This window comes from Micromonospora sp. NPDC005257 (assembly GCF_042872445.1).
Classification (GTDB): domain Bacteria; phylum Actinomycetota; class Actinomycetes; order Mycobacteriales; family Micromonosporaceae; genus Micromonospora.
The window spans coordinates 82,063-102,466 of sequence record NZ_JBIAKL010000010.1; the positions used below are offsets into that span (position 1 = coordinate 82,063).

At 73.8% G+C, this 20,404-nt stretch carries 18 protein-coding genes; 8 read left to right on the forward strand and 10 right to left on the reverse strand.

What is annotated here, in order from left to right; translation table 11 throughout:
* Window positions 1-13 precede the first annotated feature (13 nt).
* Genes ACFYO8_RS21515 through hutH form a run of 4 tightly spaced genes read left to right on the forward strand, consistent with a single transcriptional unit; the run spans window position 14 to window position 5,245 of the window.
* Window positions 14-1,183, forward strand: coding sequence for an allantoate amidohydrolase (locus ACFYO8_RS21515; protein WP_357706760.1), 1,170 nt, complete (start codon window positions 14-16; stop codon window positions 1,181-1,183).
* A complete protein-coding gene (locus ACFYO8_RS21520) occupies window positions 1,180-2,544 on the forward strand; it encodes a formimidoylglutamate deiminase (RefSeq protein ID WP_354873549.1) in 1,365 nt (454 codons plus the stop codon). Before ACFYO8_RS21515 ends, ACFYO8_RS21520 begins: the two co-directional genes overlap by 4 nt.
* Window positions 2,544-3,710, forward strand: coding sequence for an imidazolonepropionase (hutI, locus tag ACFYO8_RS21525; protein WP_355015203.1), 1,167 nt, complete (start codon window positions 2,544-2,546; stop codon window positions 3,708-3,710). The genes ACFYO8_RS21520 and hutI overlap by 1 nt, the downstream gene beginning before the upstream one ends.
* Window positions 3,707-5,245, forward strand: a complete 1,539-nt coding sequence (gene hutH / locus ACFYO8_RS21530) for a histidine ammonia-lyase (protein ID WP_354873458.1) — start codon at window positions 3,707-3,709, stop codon at window positions 5,243-5,245. The genes hutI and hutH overlap by 4 nt, the downstream gene beginning before the upstream one ends.
* Before the next feature lie 63 nt (window positions 5,246-5,308).
* Here hutH and rdgB read toward each other — a convergent pair whose 3' ends face one another.
* The 9 genes from rdgB to ACFYO8_RS21575 form a co-directional block, all read right to left on the reverse strand.
* Window positions 5,309-5,923 (reverse strand): RdgB/HAM1 family non-canonical purine NTP pyrophosphatase, encoded by a 615-nt coding sequence (gene rdgB, locus ACFYO8_RS21535; RefSeq protein WP_387257452.1) that lies wholly within the window; start codon window positions 5,921-5,923, stop codon window positions 5,309-5,311.
* The gene (rph, locus tag ACFYO8_RS21540) at window positions 5,920-6,648 is read right to left on the reverse strand and encodes a ribonuclease PH (RefSeq protein WP_354873454.1); all 729 of its coding nucleotides are present in this window, start codon (window positions 6,646-6,648) and stop codon (window positions 5,920-5,922) included. Before rph ends, rdgB begins: the two co-directional genes overlap by 4 nt.
* A gap of 73 nt (window positions 6,649-6,721) precedes the next feature.
* Window positions 6,722-7,468, reverse strand: a complete 747-nt coding sequence (locus ACFYO8_RS21545; RefSeq protein ID WP_354873452.1) for an MBL fold metallo-hydrolase — start codon at window positions 7,466-7,468, stop codon at window positions 6,722-6,724.
* Between the two features lie 227 nt (window positions 7,469-7,695).
* Window positions 7,696-8,661 carry a cysteine synthase gene (locus ACFYO8_RS21550; protein ID WP_354873450.1) on the reverse strand — a complete coding sequence of 322 codons (966 nt, stop codon included), beginning with the start codon at window positions 8,659-8,661 and terminating at the stop codon, window positions 7,696-7,698.
* Between the two features lie 10 nt (window positions 8,662-8,671).
* Window positions 8,672-9,010, reverse strand: coding sequence for a MoaD family protein (locus ACFYO8_RS21555; protein WP_354873448.1), 339 nt, complete (start codon window positions 9,008-9,010; stop codon window positions 8,672-8,674).
* A gap of 67 nt (window positions 9,011-9,077) precedes the next feature.
* Entirely contained in the window at window positions 9,078-9,566 is a 489-nt protein-coding gene (locus tag ACFYO8_RS21560; RefSeq protein ID WP_354873446.1) for a M67 family metallopeptidase, read from the reverse strand.
* Between the two features lie 55 nt (window positions 9,567-9,621).
* Window positions 9,622-10,119 carry a DUF2017 domain-containing protein gene (locus ACFYO8_RS21565; protein WP_354873547.1) on the reverse strand — a complete coding sequence of 166 codons (498 nt, stop codon included), beginning with the start codon at window positions 10,117-10,119 and terminating at the stop codon, window positions 9,622-9,624.
* 61 nt (window positions 10,120-10,180) lie between these two features.
* Entirely contained in the window at window positions 10,181-10,471 is a 291-nt protein-coding gene (gene clpS, locus ACFYO8_RS21570; protein WP_181571954.1) for an ATP-dependent Clp protease adapter ClpS, read from the reverse strand.
* 115 nt (window positions 10,472-10,586) lie between these two features.
* Window positions 10,587-12,101 carry a hypothetical protein gene (locus ACFYO8_RS21575; protein ID WP_355015202.1) on the reverse strand — a complete coding sequence of 505 codons (1,515 nt, stop codon included), beginning with the start codon at window positions 12,099-12,101 and terminating at the stop codon, window positions 10,587-10,589.
* 191 nt (window positions 12,102-12,292) lie between these two features.
* Here ACFYO8_RS21575 and ACFYO8_RS21580 point away from each other — a divergent pair, with 191 nt between their 5' ends.
* From ACFYO8_RS21580 to ACFYO8_RS21595, 4 genes are read left to right on the forward strand one after another with little or no spacing between them, the layout of a single operon-like run.
* Entirely contained in the window at window positions 12,293-14,965 is a 2,673-nt protein-coding gene (locus ACFYO8_RS21580) for a LuxR C-terminal-related transcriptional regulator (RefSeq protein ID WP_354873443.1), read from the forward strand.
* 16 nt (window positions 14,966-14,981) lie between these two features.
* On the forward strand, window positions 14,982-16,268 hold the full coding sequence (locus ACFYO8_RS21585; RefSeq protein ID WP_354873441.1) for a nicotinate phosphoribosyltransferase: 1,287 nt from the start codon (window positions 14,982-14,984) through the stop codon (window positions 16,266-16,268).
* 51 nt (window positions 16,269-16,319) lie between these two features.
* A complete protein-coding gene (locus ACFYO8_RS21590) occupies window positions 16,320-16,901 on the forward strand; it encodes an isochorismatase family protein (protein ID WP_354873439.1) in 582 nt (193 codons plus the stop codon).
* Between the two features lie 39 nt (window positions 16,902-16,940).
* Complete coding sequence (locus tag ACFYO8_RS21595) at window positions 16,941-18,182, forward strand: MFS transporter (RefSeq protein ID WP_354873437.1); 1,242 nt, start codon at window positions 16,941-16,943, stop codon at window positions 18,180-18,182.
* Between the two features lie 362 nt (window positions 18,183-18,544).
* Here the strand turns inward: ACFYO8_RS21595 and ctaD are convergent, their stop codons facing one another.
* Entirely contained in the window at window positions 18,545-20,302 is a 1,758-nt protein-coding gene (gene ctaD / locus ACFYO8_RS21600) for a cytochrome c oxidase subunit I (protein ID WP_354873435.1), read from the reverse strand.
* Between the last annotated feature and the right edge of the window lie 102 nt (window positions 20,303-20,404).

The window sequence follows — 20,404 nt, forward strand, 5'->3', positions numbered from 1 at the left end:
CCGGTTCCGGGAGATGTGGGACGAGATCGCGCCGGTCGGGCGGGACGCCGGCAGCGGTGGCTACCTGCGCTACGCGCTCACCGAGCCGGAGCGCACGCTGCGCGCCTGGTTCCGGGAGCAGGCCGACCGGCGGGGCATGCCGGTGTCCGAGGACGGCAACGGCAACCTGTTCGCCTGGTGGGGCGACCCCGAGACCGGCGGCGCGGTGCTCACCGGCAGCCACTTCGACTCGGTGCCGCACGGCGGCGCGTACGACGGTCCGCTCGGCATCGTCAGCGCGTTCCTGGCCGTGGACGAGCTGCGGGCCGCGGGCGTCACCCCGGACCGGCCGGTGGTCGTGGCCGCGTTCTTGGAGGAGGAGGGCGCGCGGTTCGGCGTACCCTGCCTGGGGTCGAGGCTGCTCACCGGCGAGATCGACGTCGACCGCGCGGCCGGGCTGCGCGACCAGGCCGGGACGACCTTCGCCGAGGCGCTGGGCGAGCGGCCGGCGGGCGCCGACCCGGCGCTGCTCGGCCGCTTCGCGGCCTTCGTGGAGCTGCACGTCGAGCAGGGCCGCGCGCTCGTCGACCGGGACGCGCCGGTGGCGGTGGCGTCCGCGATCTGGCCGCACGGCCGGTGGCGGTTCGACTTCACCGGCGAGGGCAACCACGCGGGTACGACACTGATGGCCGACCGCCGCGACCCCATGCTCACCTACGCGTTCACCGTGCTGGCGGCGAACAAGGAGGCCCGGCTGCGCGACGCGCACGCCACAGTGGGCCGGGTGTCGGTCGAGCCGAACGCCACGAACGCGATACCGTCCCGGGTCACCGGCTGGCTGGACGCGCGGGCGGCCGAGGCGGAGACGCTGTACGGTCTGGTCGAGGCGGTACGCGCCAAGGCCGCCGACCGGGCCGGCCGCGACGGGACCGCGCTGACCTGCACGCAGGAGTCGGCGACCCCGCTCGTCGCGTTCGACAGCGGGCTGGCCGACCGGCTGGCCACGCTGCTCGACGCGCCGGTGCTGCCCACCGGCGCCGGGCACGACGCGGGCGTGCTGGCGGCGCACCTGCCCACCGCGATGCTGTTCGTGCGCAACCCGACCGGGGTGTCGCACTCCCCCGCCGAGGCGGCCACCGACGCCGACTGCGCCGCCGGGGTGGCCGCCCTGGCCCGGGTCCTGGAGGAGCTGGCATGCCGCTGACCCGCTGGCTGGCCGAGTACGCCTGGCTGCCCGACCACGCCGAGCCCACCCGGGACGTGCTGATCGAGGCCGTCGACGGGCGGTTCACAGCTGTCACCCCGCTGGGCCGCGACAGCCCGCCGACCGCCGGGGTGGAGGTGCTCGGCGACGCGGTCCCGCTGCCCGGTCTGACAGTGCCCGGCCTGGCGAACGCCCACTCGCACGCGTTCCACCGGGCGCTGCGCGGGCGCACCCACGACGGGCGCGGCGACTTCTGGTCCTGGCGCAGTCTGATGTACGCGATCGCGACCCGCCTCGACCCGGACACCTACCTGGCGCTGGCCCGCGCCGTGTACGCGGAGATGGCGCTGGCCGGGATCACCTGCGTGGGCGAGTTCCACTACCTGCACCACGGTCCCGGCGGCACGCCGTACGACGACCCGAACGCCATGTCCGCGGCGCTCGTGGAGGCCGCCGCCCACGCCGGGATCCGGGTCACGCTGCTGGACACCGCGTACCTGGCCGGGGGCGTGGACGGCACGCCACTGGCCGGGCCGCAACGCCGGTTCGGTGACGGCGACGCCCTGCGCTGGGCCGCGCGGGTGGACGCGTTCCGCCCGCCCGACGACCACGTCCGGCTCGGCGCGGCCATCCACTCGGTACGCGCGGTGCCGGCCGAGCAGCTCGCCACGGTGGCCGGCTGGGCCGACCGCAACGGGCTGCCGCTGCACGTGCACCTGTCCGAGCAGCCGGCCGAGAACGACGCCTGCCGGGCCGTGCACGGGTGCACCCCGACCCGGCTGCTGGCCGACCACGGCGTGCTCGGCCCGCACACCACAGCCGTGCACGCCACCCACCCGACCGCCGCCGACGTGGCGCTGCTCGGCGACAGCCGGACCCGCGTCTGCCTCTGCCCCACCACCGAACGCGACCTGGCCGACGGGATCGGCCCGGCCCGCCGGATGGCCGACGCGGGCAGCCCGCTCAGCCTCGGCAGCGACAGCCACGCCGTGGTGGACCTGTTCGAGGAGGCCCGCGCCGTGGAACTGGACGAGCGGCTGCGGACCCGCAGGCGGGGGCACTTCGGCCCGGCCGAGCTGGTCACCGCCGCCACCGTGGGCGGGCACGCCGCGCTGGGCTGGGGCGACGCCGGCCGGCTCGCCGTCGGGCAGCGCGCCGACCTGGTCACGGTACGGCTGGACAGCGCCCGCACCGCCGGGGTGCCGCCGGTCGGCGCGTTCTTCGCCGCCACCGCCGCCGACGTGACGAGCGTCGTGGTGGACGGCCGGCCCGTGGTGACCGGCGGCCGGCACCTGACCGTCGACGTACCCACCGAGCTGCGGGACTCGATCGCGGCGGTGACCGCGAAGGAGGACTCGTGATGCGCGGCAGCCTGCTCGTCGACCACATCGGCGAGCTGGTCACGAACGACGGCCGGCCCGGCGACCCGCTGGGCATCCGGCGCGACGCCGCCCTGCTGGTCGAGGACGGCCAGGTTGCCTGGACCGGTCCGGCCCGGCACGCGCCCGCCGCCGACCGGCGGATCGACGCCGGTGGCGCGGCGGTGCTGCCCGGCTTCGTGGACAGCCACGCCCACCTGGTCTTCGCCGGGGACCGGGCGGCCGAGTTCGCCGCCCGGATGGCAGGCGAGCGGTACACCGGCGGCGGCATCCGCACCACGGTCGGCGCCACCCGCGCCGCCTCCGACGACGCGCTGCGCGCCACAGTGGGCCGGCTGCGCGCGGAGATGCTGCGGCAGGGCACCACCACCGTCGAGATCAAGAGCGGGTACGGCCTCACCGTCGCCGACGAGGCCCGCTCGCTGCGGATCGCCGCCGAGTTCACCGAGGACACCACGTTCCTCGGCGCGCACGTGGTTCCCACCGAGTACGCCGACCGCCCGGACGACTACGTGGGCCTGGTGTGCGGGCCGATGCTCACCGCCGCCGCGCCGTACGCCCGCTGGATCGACGTGTTCTGCGAGCGGGGCGCGTTCGACGCCGACCACGCGCGGGCGATCCTCGCCTGCGGGCAGGCCGCCGGCCTGGGCGTACGCCTGCACGCCAACCAGCTCGGCCCCGGGCCGGGCGTGCGGCTCGGCGTGGAGCTGGGGGCGGCCAGCGTCGACCACTGCACCCACCTGACCGACGCCGACATCGACGCGCTGGCCGGGTCGGAGACGGTCGCCACGCTGCTGCCCGGGGCCGAGTTCTCCACCCGGACGCCGTACCCGGACGCCCGGCGGCTGCTCGACGCGGGCGTCACGGTCGCGCTGGCCACCGACTGCAACCCCGGCTCGTCGTACACGTCGTCGATGCCGTTCTGCGTCGCGCTCGCCGTACGCGAGATGCGGATGACCCCGGCGGAGGCGGTGTGGGCCGCGACCGCCGGTGGGGCGGCGGCGCTGCGTCGCACCGACGTGGGCCGGCTGACCCCCGGGGCGCGGGCCGACCTGATCGTCCTCGACGCCCCGTCCCACCTGCACCTGGCCTACCGGCCGGGTGTGCCACTGATCCGCCAGGTCCTGCACAACGGAGTACCGCGATGACCACCGTGACCGTCCTGTCCACCGGCGTCACCCCCGCCGACGTGCTCGCGGTGGCCCGCGGCACCGCAAAGGTCGTGCTCGACCCGGCCGCCACGAAGGCGATGGCGACCAGCCGGTCCATCGTGGACGGCATCGAGGCGGCCGGCCGGCCGGTGTACGGCGTCTCCACCGGCTTCGGCGCGCTCGCCAACACGTTCGTCGCCCCGGAGCGCCGGGCCGAGCTTCAGCACGCGCTCATCCGCTCGCACGCCGCCGGGGTGGGCGCGCCGATGCCGCGCGAGGTGGTACGCGCCATGATGCTGCTGCGGGTCCGCTCGCTGGCGCTCGGCCGCTCCGGGGTACGCCCGCTGGTCGCCGAGGCGCTCGTGGACCTGCTCAACCACGAGGTCACCCCGTGGGTGCCCGAGCACGGCTCGCTCGGCGCGTCCGGTGACCTCGCCCCGCTGGCGCACTGCGCGCTGGTGCTGCTCGGCGAGGGCTGGGTGCTCGGCCCGGCCGGGGACCGCATCCCGGCCGCCGACGCGCTGCGCCGGGTCGGGCTCAAGCCGGTGTCGCTCGCCGCCAAGGAAGGGCTGGCGCTGATCAACGGCACCGACGGCATGCTCGGCATGCTGCTGCTCGCCGTCTCCGACGCCCGGCACCTGTTCGCCATGGCGGACGTGACGGCGGCGCTGGCCATCGAGGCGATGCTCGGCTCGGAGCGGCCGTTCCTGCCCGAGCTGCACGCGATCCGCCCGCATCCGGGCCAGGCCGCGTCGGCGGCGAACATCCACCGGCTGTTGCAGGGCTCGGCGGTGATGGACTCGCACCGCGACGACCTGGCGCACGCGGTGCAGGACGCGTACTCGATGCGCTGCGCCCCGCAGGTGGCCGGCGCGGCCCGGGACACGCTCGACTTCGTCGAGGTGGTGGCCGGGCGGGAGCTGCTGTCGGTGGTGGACAACCCGGTGGTGCTGCCGGACGGGCGGGTCGAGTCGACAGGCAACTTCCACGGGGCGCCCCTCGGCTTCGCCGCCGACTACCTGGCCATCGCCGCCGCCGAGGTGGGCGCGATCGCCGAGCGCCGGGTGGACCGGCTGCTGGACGTCACCCGCTCCCGGGAGCTGCCCGCGTTCCTGTCCCCCGACGCCGGGGTGAACTCGGGCCTGATGATCGCCCAGTACACCGCCGCCGGGATCGTGGCGGAGAACCGCCGGCTCGCCGCGCCCGCCTCGATCGACTCGCTGCCCACCAGCGGCATGCAGGAGGACCACGTCTCGATGGGCTGGTCGGCCACCAAGAAGCTGCGCACCGTGCTGGACAACCTGACCAGCCTGCTCGCGGTGGAGCTGCTGGCGGCCGTACGCGGGCTCCAGCTCCGTGCGCCGCTGACGCCGTCGCCGGCCGGGCGGGCGGCGCTGGCCGCGCTCGGCGAGGTCATCGGCGAGCCGGGCCCGGACGTGTTCCTCGCGCCGCTGATGGAGGCCGCGCGCGAGGTGGTACGCGGCCCGGAGCTGCGTGCGGCGATCCAGCGGGAGATCGGCCCGCTCGGCTGAGCGGGCCGATCGGGCGCCGGGCCGGCGCTCCGGCCGGGTGCCCGGTCGGAGCGCGGGAGCGGGTCAGGCGGGCGGGAGCACCTTCGCGACCAGCTTGGCCAGCTCCCGCAGCGCCTTGCCCCGGTGGCTGACCGCGTCCTTCTGCTCGGGCGTCAGCTCCGCGTTCGTCCGCTCCTGCCCGTCACCCAGGAAGATCGGGTCGTAGCCGAAGCCGCCCTCGCCGCGCGGCGCGCGCAGCAGCCGGCCGGGCTGGCGGCCGTCGACCAGGTGCTCCTTGCCGCCGGGCAGCACCAGCGCGACGGTGCAGACGAACGCCGCTCCCCGGTGCTCGTCCGGCACGTCGCCGACCTGGCCCAGCACGAGCTGGAGGTTGGCCCGGTCGTCGCCGTGCCGGCCGGACCAGCGGGCGCTGAACACACCCGGCATGCCGTTGAGGGCGTCCACCGCCAGCCCGGAGTCGTCGGCGATCGTCGGCAGGCCGGTACGCCGGCACCCCTCCCGCGCCTTGATCAGCGCGTTCTCGCCGAACGTGAGGCCGGTCTCCGGCAGCTCCGGGTACTCCTCCACGTCGTCGAGGCCGAGCAGCGCGATCCGGTGCGCGCCGAGCGCGCCGTCCAGGATCCGCTGCAGCTCGACGAGCTTCTTCCGGTTGCGGGTGGCGAGCAGGACCTTGTTCATGACGAGAGCGCCTTCCGCTGCGCGTCGGCCAGTTCCAGACAGCCCGCCACGCCCAGATCGAGCAGCGCGTCGAGCTGGTCGCGGGCGAAGACACCCGCCTCGCCGGTGCCCTGCACCTCGACGAAGTCGCCGGTGCCGGTGCAGACCACGTTCATGTCGACCTCGGCGGTCACGTCCTCGGCGTAGCAGAGGTCGAGCATCGGCTCGCCGCCGATCACCCCGACGCTCACCGCCGCCACCGAGCGGTGCATGACCTTCTCCACCTTGCCGGCCAGCGTCTTGCGCTCCGCCAGCCAGGTCACCGCGTCGTGCAGCGCGACGTACGCGCCGGTGATGGCGGCGGTGCGGGTGCCGCCGTCGGCCTGGAGCACGTCGCAGTCGAGCACGATCGAGTTCTCGCCGAGCGCCTTCAGGTCGACGCAGGCGCGCAGGCTGCGGCCGATCAGGCGGGAGATCTCGTGGGTCCGCCCGCCGACCTTGCCGCGGACGCTCTCCCGGTCGGAGCGGGTGTTCGTGGCCCGGGGCAGCATCGCGTACTCGGCGGTCACCCAGCCCAGCCCGGAGCCCTTACGCCAGCGGGGCACGCCCTCGGTGACGCTCGCCGTGCAGAGGACCCGGGTCGCGCCGAACTCGACGAGCACCGAGCCCTCCGGGTGGGTGCTCCAGCCCCGGGTCAGGGTCACCGGTCGGAGTTGGTCGGGCTGCCGCCCGTCAGGTCGCGCCATGCCTGCACCCTATGCGGTGCGGTGAGCGCGGCGCCCGCGGGTGCCCACCGGCACGAGCCGGCCGCCGCCGGGCTCAGACGTCGTAGCAGGCGCCGGGCCGGACCACGTCCAGCGGCCCGGCGTACGCCCCGGCCGCCGCCTCCACCGTCTGCGACTCGCTGCCCCAGGCGGGTACGAGGTGGGTGAGCAGGAGCCGCCCCACGCCCGCCTTGGTGGCCGCCTCGCCGGCCTCCCGGCCGGTCAGGTGCAGATCCGGCGGGTTCTCCACGCCGTCCATGTAGCTCGCCTCGCAGAGGAACACGTCGGCGTCCTGGGCCAGGCGCAGCAGCGCCTCGCAGGGCGCGGTGTCGGCGGAGTAGCAGAACACCCGGCCGCCGTGCTCCAGCCGCACCCCGTACGTCTCGACCGGATGGTTCATCCGCTCGACGGTTACGGTGAACGGGCCGATCGGGAACGTGCCCGGCTCGAGACCGTAGAACTGGTAGACGTCCTCCACCGAGCCCTCCTCCTGCCCGTACGCGCTGGCCAGGCGGTCGGGCGCGCCGGAGGGGGCGTACATCGGCAGGGGCGGGTACGGGCCGTCCGGCGCGTACCGGCGTACCACCACGTAGGACACGGCGTCGAACATGTGGTCGCAGTGCAGGTGGGTGAGGAGGATGGCGTCGGGGGCGTGCAGCCCGACGTAGCGCTGGAGCGTGGAGAGCGAACCGACACCGAAGTCGATCAGGAGCCGGAAGCCCTCGGCTTCCATCAGATAGGCCGAGCAGGGGGACTCGGGCCCCGGGAAGCTGCCCGCACAACCGAGGACGGTCAGTCTCATCCGGTGGCCTCGATCTCACCATGCGTAGTCGACGCGCCAGCGGCGGCGCCGCCGATGATGATCTCTACCGACGCGCTCGCCACGCTGCGCAGCCTACGCGCCGCCCGGTCGCGCAAGAATCATCTGCCGGAAGTTGTCACCAACGTGACACCCATACGCATCCGTTACGGGCGGGACCGGCGGTCCGGCCGGCGGGCACGCCACCGACCGGACCGGCCATCGGCCCGTCAGGCCCAGAGCTGACCCTCCAGGGCCTCCTCCGCGTCGGCGAGGGTGCCGCCGTACGCGCCGGTCGACAGGTATTTCCAGCCTCCGTCGCAGACCACGAACGCCACGTCGGCGCGGCGGCCGTCGCGGACCGCCTCGTGCGCCACCGCGAGCGCGGCGTGCAGGATCGCGCCGGTGGAGAATCCGGCGAAGATGCCCTCCACCTCGACGAGCTGCCGGGTACGCAGCACCGCGTCCCGCGTGCCCACCGAGAAGCGGCGGGACAGCACCCCGGCGTCGTACAACTCGGGCACGTAGCCCTCGTCGATGTTGCGCAGGCCGTAGACCAGCTCGCCGTAGCGCGGCTCGGCCGCCACGATCTGGATGCCCTCGACCTTCTCCCGCAGGTAGCGCCCGGTGCCCATGAGCGTGCCGGTGGTGCCCAGCCCGGCGACGAAGTGGGTGATGCCCGGCAGGTCCTGCAGCAGCTCCGGCCCGGTCGTCTCGTAGTGCGCCCGGGCGTTCGCCTCGTTGCCGTACTGGTAGAGCATCACCCAGTCGGGGTGCTCGGCGGAGATCTGCTTGGCGGTCGCGACCGCCTGGTTCGAGCCGCCCGCCGCCGGCGAGAAGATGATCTCCGCGCCGTACATGCGGAGCAGTTGCACCCGCTCGGTGGAGACGTTCTCCGGCATCACACAGACCAGGCGATAGCCGCGCAGCTTCGCCACCATGGCCAGCGAGATGCCGGTGTTGCCGCTGGTCGGCTCCAGGATGGTGTCACCCGGACGCAGCCGGCCGGCCTCCTCGGCCGCGCGGACCATGAACAGCGCCGCGCGGTCCTTGATGCTGCCGGTCGGGTTCCGGTCCTCCAGCTTGGCCCAGAGCCGCACCGGCGGCGCCCCCTCGGGCACCGTCGGCGAGAGCCGGGGCAGGCCGACCAGCGGCGTGCCGCCGCAGGCGTCGAGCAGGCTGTCGTACCGCGTCATCGCGGCCCCCTCAGCGCGCGGCGCGCGAGGAGACCGCGTGCGAGGCGATCGCCGCGGCGGCCGCGAAGCCGAACGCGCCGCCGGCCACGGCCGGCAGGACGGTCACGCTGTCGCCGTCGTTGAGCTTGGCGTCGAGCGCGCCGAGGAAGCGGACGTCCTCGTCGTTGACGTAGACGTTCACGAACCGGTGCAGCGCGCCCGCGTCGGTGACCAGGCGAGCCCTCAGGCCGCCGTGCCGGGAGTCCAGGTCGGCGAGCAGGTCGGCGAGCGTGTCGCCGCTGCCCTCGACGACCTTCGCGCCGCCGGTGTAGCTGCGCAGGATGGTGGGGATGCGAACCTCGATGGCCATGGTGTCTCGTGCTCCTCGTTCGGGATCGTGCCAGGTGACGGGAAAAGGAAGGTGCCGGCGCTGAAGGTCAGCGGTCGGAACACTCGTAGTCGACCGTCGCCGGGCTCTGCCCGAACATGTAGGACTGGACGGCGTTCGGGTCCACGCCGGCATCCACGATCCTCACCGGCTCCTCGGTGATCACGCCGTCGACGATCCGGAAGGAGCGGATCTCCTCGGTGTCGGGCTCGCGGGTCGAGACGAGCAGGTAGTGCGCGCCCGGCTCGCCGGCGAAGGAGACGTCGGTACGCGACGGGTAGGCCTCCGTCGCGGTGTGCGAGTGGTAGATGACTACCGGTTCCTCGTCACGGTCGTCCATCTCCCGCCACACCCGCAACTGCTCCATCGAGTCGAACTCGTAGAACGTCATCGAGCGGGCGGCGTTGTCCATCGGGATGTGCCGGGTCGGGGTGTCACTGCCGACGGGGCCGGCGACCACGCCGCACGCCTCGTCCGGGTGGTCCCGACGCGCGTGGGCGACGATCGCGTCGATGATCGACCGGTCGATGCTCAGCACGCCTGCCAGCCTAGCCCCTGGTCACCCCGGGCGGCGAGGTGGCGACCGTCACCACTCAGTCGATGAGCGCGTTGAGCAGGGACTCCTGGAGATATCCGAGATAGGCGTAGACCGACAGTTGGAACACCCGGGACGAACCGGGATCCGCGGCCACCGCGTCGTCGAGCTCCTCGCCCAGGTCGGTGCCGTCCTTGATCTCCAGGCGTACGCCCATCGCCAGCCGCGCGTCGTTCAACGCCCGCAGCCACGCCTCGGCCGCCTCCGCGTCCAGCCGCACCTCGCCACCGGCGTCGCCGTCGGGCAGCGCGGCGAGGATCGCGCCCGCCTGGTCGATCTTGCCGGTCTTCAGGTCGCCCTCGGTGTAGCGGCGGAACTCGGCGGTGCCGGCGTCGTCGTCCGGGTAGACGTCGGGGAAGAGCCGCCCGACCACCGGGTCGCTGTGGTCGAAGCCGTCGGTCAGCAGGCCGACCACCTCGCCCGCGACCTTGCGCAGCACCCGGACCTCGTCGACCGCGAACGTGGCCACGTAGTGGTCGCCCCGGCGGCGGAACATACTCACGGCGTCACCTCTGCTCGCGACTGCGGGGCTCGCAGCACCGGCTCACTCCTCGCGCTCACGACCGCTCCACCGTCGCCCAGAGCCCGTACGCGTGCAGTTGCGCCGCGTCGTGCTCCATCCGCTCCCGTGCCCCGCTGGAGACCACGGCCTTGCCCTTGTGGTGCACGTCCAGCATGAGCCGCTCCGCCTTCTCCCGGCTGTACCCGAAGAGCTTCTGGAACACCCAGGTCACATACGTCATCAGGTTGACCGGATCGTCCCAGACGATGGTCACCCATGGCCGGTCGGAGACCGGCACCTCTTCGGTGTCCGGCGTCTCGACCGGCGCAACCTGTGGAGCCGCCATGTCCCCCATCGTGCCACCGGATCCCGGAAACCGATGAACCGGAACGGCGCGCCGGTCGTCGTAACCCGCCCGGGCCGCGTACGCGAGCCCGGGTCGCCGCCGGCCGGCGGCCCCGTCAGGCCAGCAGGATGCCGTGGTCGACAGCATCGGCGAGCACCGTGCCCAGCGAGAGCCGGATCACCTCGAAACGTTGGGACACCTCGCGGGACAGTTCCAGCTCGACCTCGCGCAGCGCGCGCTGGGCCCAGGAGCGAGCGGCGTTCGGATCGTCGTTGCCGGGCGCCCGCCAGTGCTGCCAGCAGCCGCCGTTGAGGGCGACGCCGACCGGCGGGAGCACCTCGTCCCGCGACGCGCCGGGCAGTCCGGCCAGCGCGTCCAGGGCGCCGGGTCCGGTGAGCCCGGCGACGCCCGCCGTGCTGGTGACCAGGAGCACCCGGTCCAGCTCGGCGGCGTCCGGGTGGTCGGCCACGCCCCGGCGCACCGCGTGGGTGATCCGCCGGCGTACGCCCTCGGCCGGCGGCTCGCCGAAGACCCGGGCGGCGGCCTCGTCGACCAGGTCCCGCGCGGCCTCGTCGCACTGGGCGGTGGCGAGCAGCGACAGCGCCTCCAGCTCCCGGTCGAGCAGCGGCGGCAGGCCGGCGCAACCGGCCCCGAAGACGATCTCCTGCACCACCCGCAGGTGGATGTTTGCCAGTTCCAGGGCGAGGTGCTGCCGGATCCGGTGGGCGCTGGCGCGGGCCTGACGGTCGATCCGGTCGGCCAGCTCGCCCGGCTCGACGCCGGCCGGCACCGGCACCCGGCCGAGCGTGCCGTCCGGCGCCGGCGGGCGCGCGCCGGTGCGACGCAGCACCTCGTCGGCCCAGCCCACCAGCGCACGGCGCAGGCGCGGCAGTTCGGCCCGCCGGGCCGGGAACCACCGGGCCCGGTCGAGCGCCGGGACCGCGGCGAGCAACGTCGCGCGGTGCGCCTCGGTGGAGACCGACACCGGGTCGAGCCGGCCGGTGGACCCGGACCGGCCGGGCGGCGGCACGGCCGTCACCCTGTCCGGCACCGCCCCGCCGGGCGTGACGGCGAAGAACACCTCGACCCGGGTACGCGCCACCTCGGCCAGCAGGTGCAGCTCGGCCGCGCTGAACGCCTGGTCGGCGGAGATCACGAAGAGCAGCGCGCCGGCCCGGCCGACGGCGTCGCGCAGGACCCGGCCGCCGGCCACCCCCAGCGTGCCGGTGTCCGGCGTGTCGACCACCGTGAAGTGCCGCAGCAGCGGATCGGGCAGGCCCAGCTCGACCCGCCGGGGTGGCCGGGCCGGGCGGGCGACCGGCGGGTCGGCGTCGTAGGGGTGCGGCCGGCGGTAGCCCGGGACGTACGCCACGCGGGTGACGGTGGCGGCGTGCCGGACCAGCAGGTTGCTTCCCGGCGGCACGGTGAGCGTCGCGGCCTCGGTCCGGAGCAGGGCGGCGATCAGCTCGCGCCGGTTCGCGCCGGCCGGACCGGCGACGACCACGACGCTCGGATCGTCCGGACCGGCCGTGGTCACCACGGGCCGGGCCGGCTGCGGGACACCTCCGGAGCGCTGGGCCCGGCGGCGTGGGTCGGGCACGTCGACCGAAGGGAGCGGACCTGGCGTCATCAGGTGGCCTCCCGGTGAGGCGACCAGGGGCGGTCGCGGGATTTTTCCCCGATAGCAGGGTTTGCCGGAAGAGTACGAGTGTCGACCATCCGGCAATCGACACCTCGGTACTCACGAGCAATGGACAGATTACTCAACTTCTCTGCGTGACGGCACGTACGCGCACCGAAAGCGATCGATATGCTGCGTCGATGAGCAGGTGGGAGTTCGTCGGCCGTACTGACGACCTTCACCGTCTGCGATCCGCGGTCGACGGCCCGGAGGGGCGCGGGCTGCTCCTGAACGGCGAGGCGGGAGTGGGAAAGAGCCGGCTGCTGCGGGAGGGGATGGCTGCGCTCTCCCCCGAGCGGTACGCGACCTGGTCCATCGCGGCCAGCGCCACCACCGCCGCGTTGCCGTTCGGTGGGCTGGTCCAGGTGCTGCCCAGCGCGCGGCCGCAGGGCCTGTCCCCCGCCGGGCTCCTGCGCTGGGCCGTGGACGTGCTCCAGGAACAGGCCGCGGGCCGGCGCATCGTGCTGGCCGTGGACGACGCGCATCTGCTCGACCCGCCCTCGGCGGCTCTGGTGCACCTGGTCGCCCGCTCGGAGAACGCGTACGTCGTCGGGACGCTGCGCGACGGCGAAGAGGCCCCGCTGCCGATCCGCGCACTCTGGACCGACGACCTGGCCGACCTGGTCGAGGTGGGCCCGCTGCGCCGCGACGAGACCACCGGCCTGCTCGCCGCCATCCTGGGCGGCCCGGTCGACGCGTGTTCCTCCGAACGGCTGTTCCAGCTCTCCGCCGGCAACCCGCTGCTGCTGCGGGAACTGGTGCTGGCCGCCCGCGACGAGCTGAACCGCAGGTACGGGATCTGGACCTGGACCGGCCGGCTGGAGCTGGCGCCGAGCCTGACCGAGCTGATCGGTGCCCGGATCGGCCGGCTCACCCCCGGCGTCCGGGCGGTCGTCGAGCTGGTCGCCTTCGGTGAGCCGCTGGGCCTGCGCCTGCTGCAACGGGTGGTCGACCCGGCGGACGTGGAGACGGCCGAGGAACGCGGGCTCGTCACCCTGGTCCGCGACGACCGGCGACTCGACGTCCGCCTGGCGCACCCGCTCTACGGCGAGGTGATGCGCCGCCGATGCCCGGTCAGCCGTACCCGTCGGCTCCAGGCCACCCTGGCCGGGCTGCTGGAGCAGGTCGGCAAGCGCCGCCGGGAGGACCTGCTGCGGGTCGCGGTGTGGCGGCTCGACTCGGGTACGGCGCAGGACGTGGCCCTGCTGCTCGACGCGGCCGTGCAGGCGTTCGGCCGCTACGACGTGCCGCTGGCCACCCGGCTGGCCCGGGCCGCGCTGGAGGCCGGCGGCGGCACCGACGCCGCGGAGCTGCTCGCCACCATCCTGATGTTCGGCGACCGGCCGGACGAGGCACTCGGCGTGCTCGACCAGGTCGCCGGCGAAATCCACGACGACCACCGGCGTAGCCGGTGGCTGACCGTCCGGGGCATGGTCAGTTACTGGGGGCTCGACCGGGAGTCCACGGTGGAGGAGATCGCCGCGCGCGGCGCGGAACTGACCGACCCGGCCGACCGGGCCCGGGTACGGGCGTTCGAGGCCAGCATGCGGCTGCACCGGCTGGACGTCGACGTCGCGGTACGGCTGGCCCAGGAGGTGCTGGACCGGCCGGCCGCCCCGATGGCCGCCCGGGAGCTGGCCCGCTGCACACTCGCGCATCTCCAGGCGGCGCAGGGGCAGTACCGGCGCAGCGCCACCGCGGTCGCCCGGGTGCAGGCCGAGGCGGCCTGCTGGCGGGCCGACATGCCGTACCTCCAAGTCGCCATGGAGCTGGCCCGGGGGACCCGGCTGACGCTCTCCGGCGACCTGGCCGGCCTCGACGCGATAGCCGCCGACGAGTTCACCGGCCTCGCCGGGGCCGGCGACTTCCGGCTCGGCACCGGCTACCTGGCGGTCCTCCAGGCGTACGCGGCGCGGCTGCGCGGGCGTGCCGACGACGCTCTGCGGATCAGCCTGGGGGCGTGCGCGGTGCTCGCCACCAGCCGGGCGTACGGGGGTCTCGCCCACGCCGAGCGCGCCCAGGCCGCCGCGCTGCGCGGGGACGTGACGCACGCGGCCGAGGCGATGGCCGAGGCGGACCGGACGCACGCGTCCGGCATGGCCGTCCTCTACCCGTGGCTGGAACAGGCCCGGGGAGCGGTCCAGGCGGCGACGGGCGACCTGCCGGCGGCCGCCAAGCACCTGTGCGCGCTCGCCGACCGGCTGCGCGAGGACGGCCTGGCCGGGCACGAGCTGCTCGTCCTGCTCGACCTGGTCCGGCTGGACCGGGCCGCCGCGCCGGTCGGCCCGACCTGCACCGACGGTGGCCGGCGCAGCGTGGCACAACGCCTGGCCGAGCTCTCCGAGCAGGTCGACGGCGCGCTGCCACCACTGGTCGCCCGGTTCGGGCGGGCGGCCGTCGACGGCTCCCCGTGCGCGCTGCTGGCCGTCGCCGACGACTTCGCCGCCCGCGAGCTGACCGTGTACGCGGCCGAGGCGGCCGCCCTGGCGCTGCTCCGGGCGCGGGACGTCCGGGGTGTCGCCGCCGGGCCGATCCGGGAACGCCTCGCCGAACTGCTGCGCCGCTGCGACGACATCTCCACCCCGGCGCTACGGCTGCTGCGTCCGACGCTCAGCGAGCGGGAGTGGGAGGTCGCCCTCCTTGCCGCCGACGGGCTGACCAGCCGCGCCATCGCCGAGCGGCTGTTCCTGTCGACGCGCACGGTGGAGAACCATCTCCAGCGCGTCTACAGCAAGCTCGGCGTCGCCGGGCGCGGCGGGTTGCGGGCCGCCCTGCGGTCGTGGCCGGGGCACGACGGCACGGATCCGAGCTGAACTCTAGGCTGGAGCGGTGAGCACCCTTCGTCCCGCGCTGCTGACCGACCACTACGAGCTGACCATGGTCAGCGCGGCCCTGCGTGACGGCACGGCCGACCGACGCTGCGTCTTCGAGGTGTTCAGCCGGCGGCTGCCGGCCGGGCGCCGGTACGGCGTGGTCGCCGGGACCGGCCGGCTGATCGACATGATCCGTGACTTCCGGTTCGACCCGGCGGAGATCGACTTCCTACGCCGCACCGGCGTGGTGGACGACCGGGCCGCGCAGTGGCTGGCCGACTACCGGTTCACCGGCGACATCGACGGGTACGCCGAGGGCGAGCTGTTCTTCCCCGGCTCCCCGATCCTCACCGTGTCCGGCACGTTCGCCGAGTGCGTGGTGCTGGAGACGCTCGTGCTGTCAGTGCTCAACCACGACTGCGCGGTCGCCGCCGCGGCGGCCCGGATGGTCACCGCGGCCCGGGGGCGGGCGCTGATCGAGATGGGCTCCCGCCGGGCACACGAGGAGGCCGCCGTGGCCGCGGCGCGGGCCGCGTACCTGGCCGGGTTCCGCTTCACCTCCAACCTGGCCGCCGGGCAGCGCTACGGCATCCCCACCGCGGGCACCGCCGCGCACGCCTTCACGCTGCTGCACGACGACGAGCGGGCCGCGTTCGCCTCCCAGGTCGCCACGCTCGGCAAGGACACCACGCTGCTCGTCGACACGTACGACATCGCCCAGGGCATCCGCAACGCGATCGCGGTGGCCGGGCCGGAACTGCGGGCGGTCCGGATCGACTCCGGCGACCTCGCGGTGATCGCCCAGCAGTCCCGGGAACTGCTCGACTCGCTCGGCGCCACCGAGACGAAGATCATCGTCTCCGGCGACCTGGACGAGTACGCCATCGCCGCGCTCGCCGCCGAGCCGGTGGACATGTACGGCGCCGGCACCGCCGTGGTGACCGGCTCCGGGGCGCCCACCGCCGGGCTGGTCTACAAGCTGGTCGAGGTGGAGGGCCGGCCGGTGGTCAAACGCTCCGAGCACAAGGCCACCATCGGCGGCCGGAAGGTGGCGGTCCGCCGGCACAAGCCGACCGGCACCGCCACCGAGGAGGTCATCGTGCCGCAGGGCGTACCGGACCGGCAGCCCAACGACCGGTTGCTCCAGCGCTCGTACGTGGTGTCGGGCGAGCCGGAGACGCTGCCCACGCTGGAGGAGTCCCGGGACCACCTGCGCCAGTGCCTGATCTCGATCCCGTGGGAGGGGCTCAAGCTCTCCTCCGGGGATCCGGCCGTACCGGTGACCGTCGTACCCGCGAGCTGAGTCGTACCCGCGAGCTGAGTCGTACCCGCGAGCTGAGGAGGAACCCGTCAGATGGCGAATGCCCTGATCATCGTGGACGTGCAGAACGACTTCTGTGAGGGCGGCTCCCTCGCGGTCGGCGGCGGGGCCGGAGTGGCCGCCGGCATCTCCCGGCTGCTCGCGGCCGAGCCGGACCGATGGGATCGCGTGGTCGCGACGAAGGACTACCACGTCGACCCGGGCGCGCACTTCGGCGACCCGCCGGACTACGTCGACTCCTGGCCACGGCACTGCGTGGTCGGCACCGCCGGTTCCGAGTTCCACCCCGAACTGGTGACCGACCGGGTGGAGGCGATCTTCCACAAGGGCGAGCACGCGGCCGCGTACTCCGGCTTCGAGGGGCACGCCCCCGACGGCGAGTGCCTGGCCGACTGGTTGCGCCGGCACGACGTGGACCGGGTCGACGTGGTCGGCATCGCCACCGACCACTGCGTGCGCGCCACCGCCCTGGACGCCGCCCGGGAGGGCTTCCGGACCACCGTGCTGCTCGACCTGACGGCCGCCGTCGCGCCGGAGACGCTCGACGTGGCGCTACGGGCCCTCGACGGCGCCGGGGTGACCATGGCGGGCGAGCCGGTGATCAGGACCGCTTGACCGGGTAATCGGTTGCAGGTGTCGTACCCCGGCCCCAGGATGGCGCCGGAGGTACGGTCCGTCGTGAATCTGAAGCCTTACCGGGAAGCGCTCGCGCTGCCCGGTCTCCGATCGTTGCTGCTGGTGTCGGTGCTGGCCCGTGTGCCGCTGACCGCCACCGGGGTGACGCTCACCTTCTACGTGGTGCTCGACCTGGGCCGCGGCTACGGCGCCGCCGGCCTGGTCGGCGCCGCGTCCACGATCGGCGCGGCACTCGGCGCCCCGCTGCTCGGGCGGCTCATCGACCGCCGCGGACTCCGGCCGGTGCTGGTGCTCACCACTGTCGCCGAGGCGCTGTTCTGGTCCGCCGCGCCCGCACTGCCGTACCCGGTGCTGCTGCCCGCCGCGTTCCTCGCCGGGCTGCTCGCGCTGCCCATCTTCTCGATGATCCGCCAGTCGATCGCCGCGCTCGTGCCGGTGGAGAAGCGCCGCCCCGCGTACGCGCTGGACTCGATCGCGATGGAGCTGTCGTTCATGGTCGGCCCGGCGCTCGCCGTCGCCCTGGCCACCGCCGTCACGCCGCGCCTGACGCTCTGGGCGGTCGGCGCCGGGATCGTCGGCTCCGGCATCTGCTTCTGGCTGCTCAACCCGCCGGTGCGAGCCGCCGACGAGCAGGCCGGGCCGCAGCGCCCGGTGCACCGCCGCGAATGGCTCACCCCGCGTCTGCTCGCCGTGCTGGCGGTCAGCCTCGCCGGCACGCTGGTGCTCGGCGGCACCGACGTCGCAGTGGTCGCCGTGCTCCGCGCCGGGGGCGAGATCGGCTGGACCGGCGCCGTGCTGGCCGCCTGGGCGGTCGCCTCACTGATGGGCGGCTTCGCCTACGGCGCGGTACGCCGCTCGTTCTCCCCGCTGGCGCTGATGGCGGCGCTGAGCCTCGCCACCATCCCGGTCGGGCTGGGCGGGTCGCACTGGTGGCTGCTCTGTCTCGCGCTGATCCCGGCTGGTGCGCTCTGCGCCCCCACCCTCGCGTCCACCTCCGACGCGGTCAGCCGGCTGGCCCCGCCGTCCGTACGCGGCCTGGCCATGGGACTGCACGGCTCCGCGGTGACGGTGGGCATCGCGCTCGGCGCACCGCTGGCCGGCGCGGTGATCGACGCGACGGCGCCGGCGTGGGGCTTCGTGGTCACGGGCGCGATCGGCGCGCTGGTGGCGCTGGCGGTGCTCCCGATCGAGCTGCGCCACCGCCGCACCCCGGTCCCCACCCCGACTCCGGAACCCGACCTGGCCCCCGCGCCCTTGTAGCCCTCTCGCGCTCCCGCCCTCCCGCAGTTGACCAAGGTGTTCGCGTCCTCGTCAGCGGCGTGAACCGTCCCAAACCCCTTGATCACGGGCGCAGCGCGCGGCGCTGGACTCACCCGGCCCGGCCCGTCTGCTCCGGCGCGGCCCAAACTGGCCCGCCCGGAACTGGCCCTCCCCGACCGACCGACCCGTTGATCATGAAGTTAGCGGGGACAAATCGGACGCCGATCGCCGCTAACTTCATGATCGACGCGGAGGGGGTGGGGGGTGGGGTGGGGGTGGGGGAGAGAGGGTGCGGAAAGGGGCGGGCGCCGCGCCCCTGGCTAGGGGTGCGGCGCCCGTCTCGACGTGGCGGTGCGGTGGTGTCAGCGCTGGTCGAGGTTGCCTGCGGTGTCCTCCTGGTAGCTGGCGCCACCGTTGACCTCGCTGGTCAGCGGCTTCGCGCCACCCTCGGGCGGGCCGGCCAGGCTCTGCCCGGCGGCCAGCTCGGGGAACTTCGCGTCGAACGCCGGCCGCTCGGAGCGGATACGCGGCATACGGTCGAAGTTGCGCAGCGGCGGCGGGGAGCTGGTGGCCCACTCGAGCGAGTTGCCGTGGCCCCACGGGTCGTCGACCTCGACCACCGGGCCGGTCTTGTACGACTTCCAGCAGTTCCAGATGAACGGCAGCGTCGAGATACCGGTGATGAACGCGCCGATCGTGGAGATGGTGTTCAGCGTGGTGAAGCCGTCGGCGGCCTGGTAGTCGGCGTACCGGCGCGGCATGCCCTCGTTGCCCAGCCAGTGCTGCACCAGGAACGTGGTGTGGAAGCCGATCATGGTCAGCCAGAAGTGGATCTTGCCGAGGCGCTCGTCGAGCATCCGGCCGAACATCTTCGGGAACCAGAAGTAGATACCGGCGAACACGGCGAACACGATCGTGCCGAACAGCACGTAGTGGAAGTGCGCCACCACGAAGTACGAGTCGTGCAGGTGGAAGTCGAGCGGCGGGCTGGCCAGCAGCACACCCGTGAGACCACCGAAGAGGAAGGTCACCAGGAAGCCGATGGAGAACAGCATCGGCGTCTCGAAGGTGATCTGGCCCCGCCACATGGTGCCGATCCAGTTGAAGAACTTCATACCGGTGGGCACCGCGATGAGGTAGCTCAGGAAGCTGAAGAACGGCAGCAGCACCTGGCCGGTGGCGAACATGTGGTGCGCCCAGACGCTCATCGACAGCGCGGCGATGGCGACGGTGGCCGCGACCAGGCCCTTGTAGCCGAAGATCGGCTTGCGGGAGAACACCGGGATGATCTCGCTGATGATGCCGAAGAACGGCAGCGCGATGATGTACACCTCGGGGTGACCGAAGAACCAGAACAGGTGCTGCCACAGCATCGGCCCGCCGGTGGCCGGGTCGTACACGTGGGCGCCCATCAGGCGGTCCGCGGCGAGCGCGAACAGCGCGGCGGCCAGCAGCGGGAAGACCAGGATGGCCAGCAGGCTGGTGACCAGCATGTTCCAGGTGAAGATCGGCATCCGGAACATGGTCATGCCGGGCGCGCGCAGGGTCAGGATCGTGGTGATCAGGTTGACCGCGCCGAGGATCGTGCCCAGACCGGAGATGGCCAGGCCGACCACCCACATGTTGGCGCCGACGCCCGGGGCGTGCTCGGTGGTGCTCAGCGGCGTGTAGGCGGTCCAGCCGAAGTCGGCCGCGCCACCGGGGGCGACGAAGCCCGCCGTGGCGAGCGTGCCGCCGAACAGGTACAGCCAGTACGCGAAGGCGTTGAGCCGGGGGAACGACACGTCCGGGGCGCCGATCTGCAGCGGCACCACGTAGTTCGCGAAGGCGAACACGATCGGCGTAGCGAAGAACAGCAGCATGATCGTGCCGTGCATGGTGAAGAGCTGGTTGTACTGCTCGGGCGACAGGAACTGCAGGCCCGGTCGCGCGAGTTCGGCCCGCATGATCAGGGCCATCAGGCCACCGATCATGAAGAACACGAACGCGGTGACCATGTACATGATCCCGATCTGCTTCGCGTCCGTGGTGCGCAGCAGCCGCGCGAGGGCCGACCCCTTGACCGGCTCGCGGACCGGCCAGGGCCGGGTCACGACCGGCTTGGGTGCGACGGTGGTCACGAGTGGCCTCCGGTTCTGGTTGTCCCGCTCGGCGCGCTGGTCATCGGCGCAGCCGTCATCCGCAAGGAGGATAGTCCCCGGTAGGTGGCCTCGCCGCGTGGG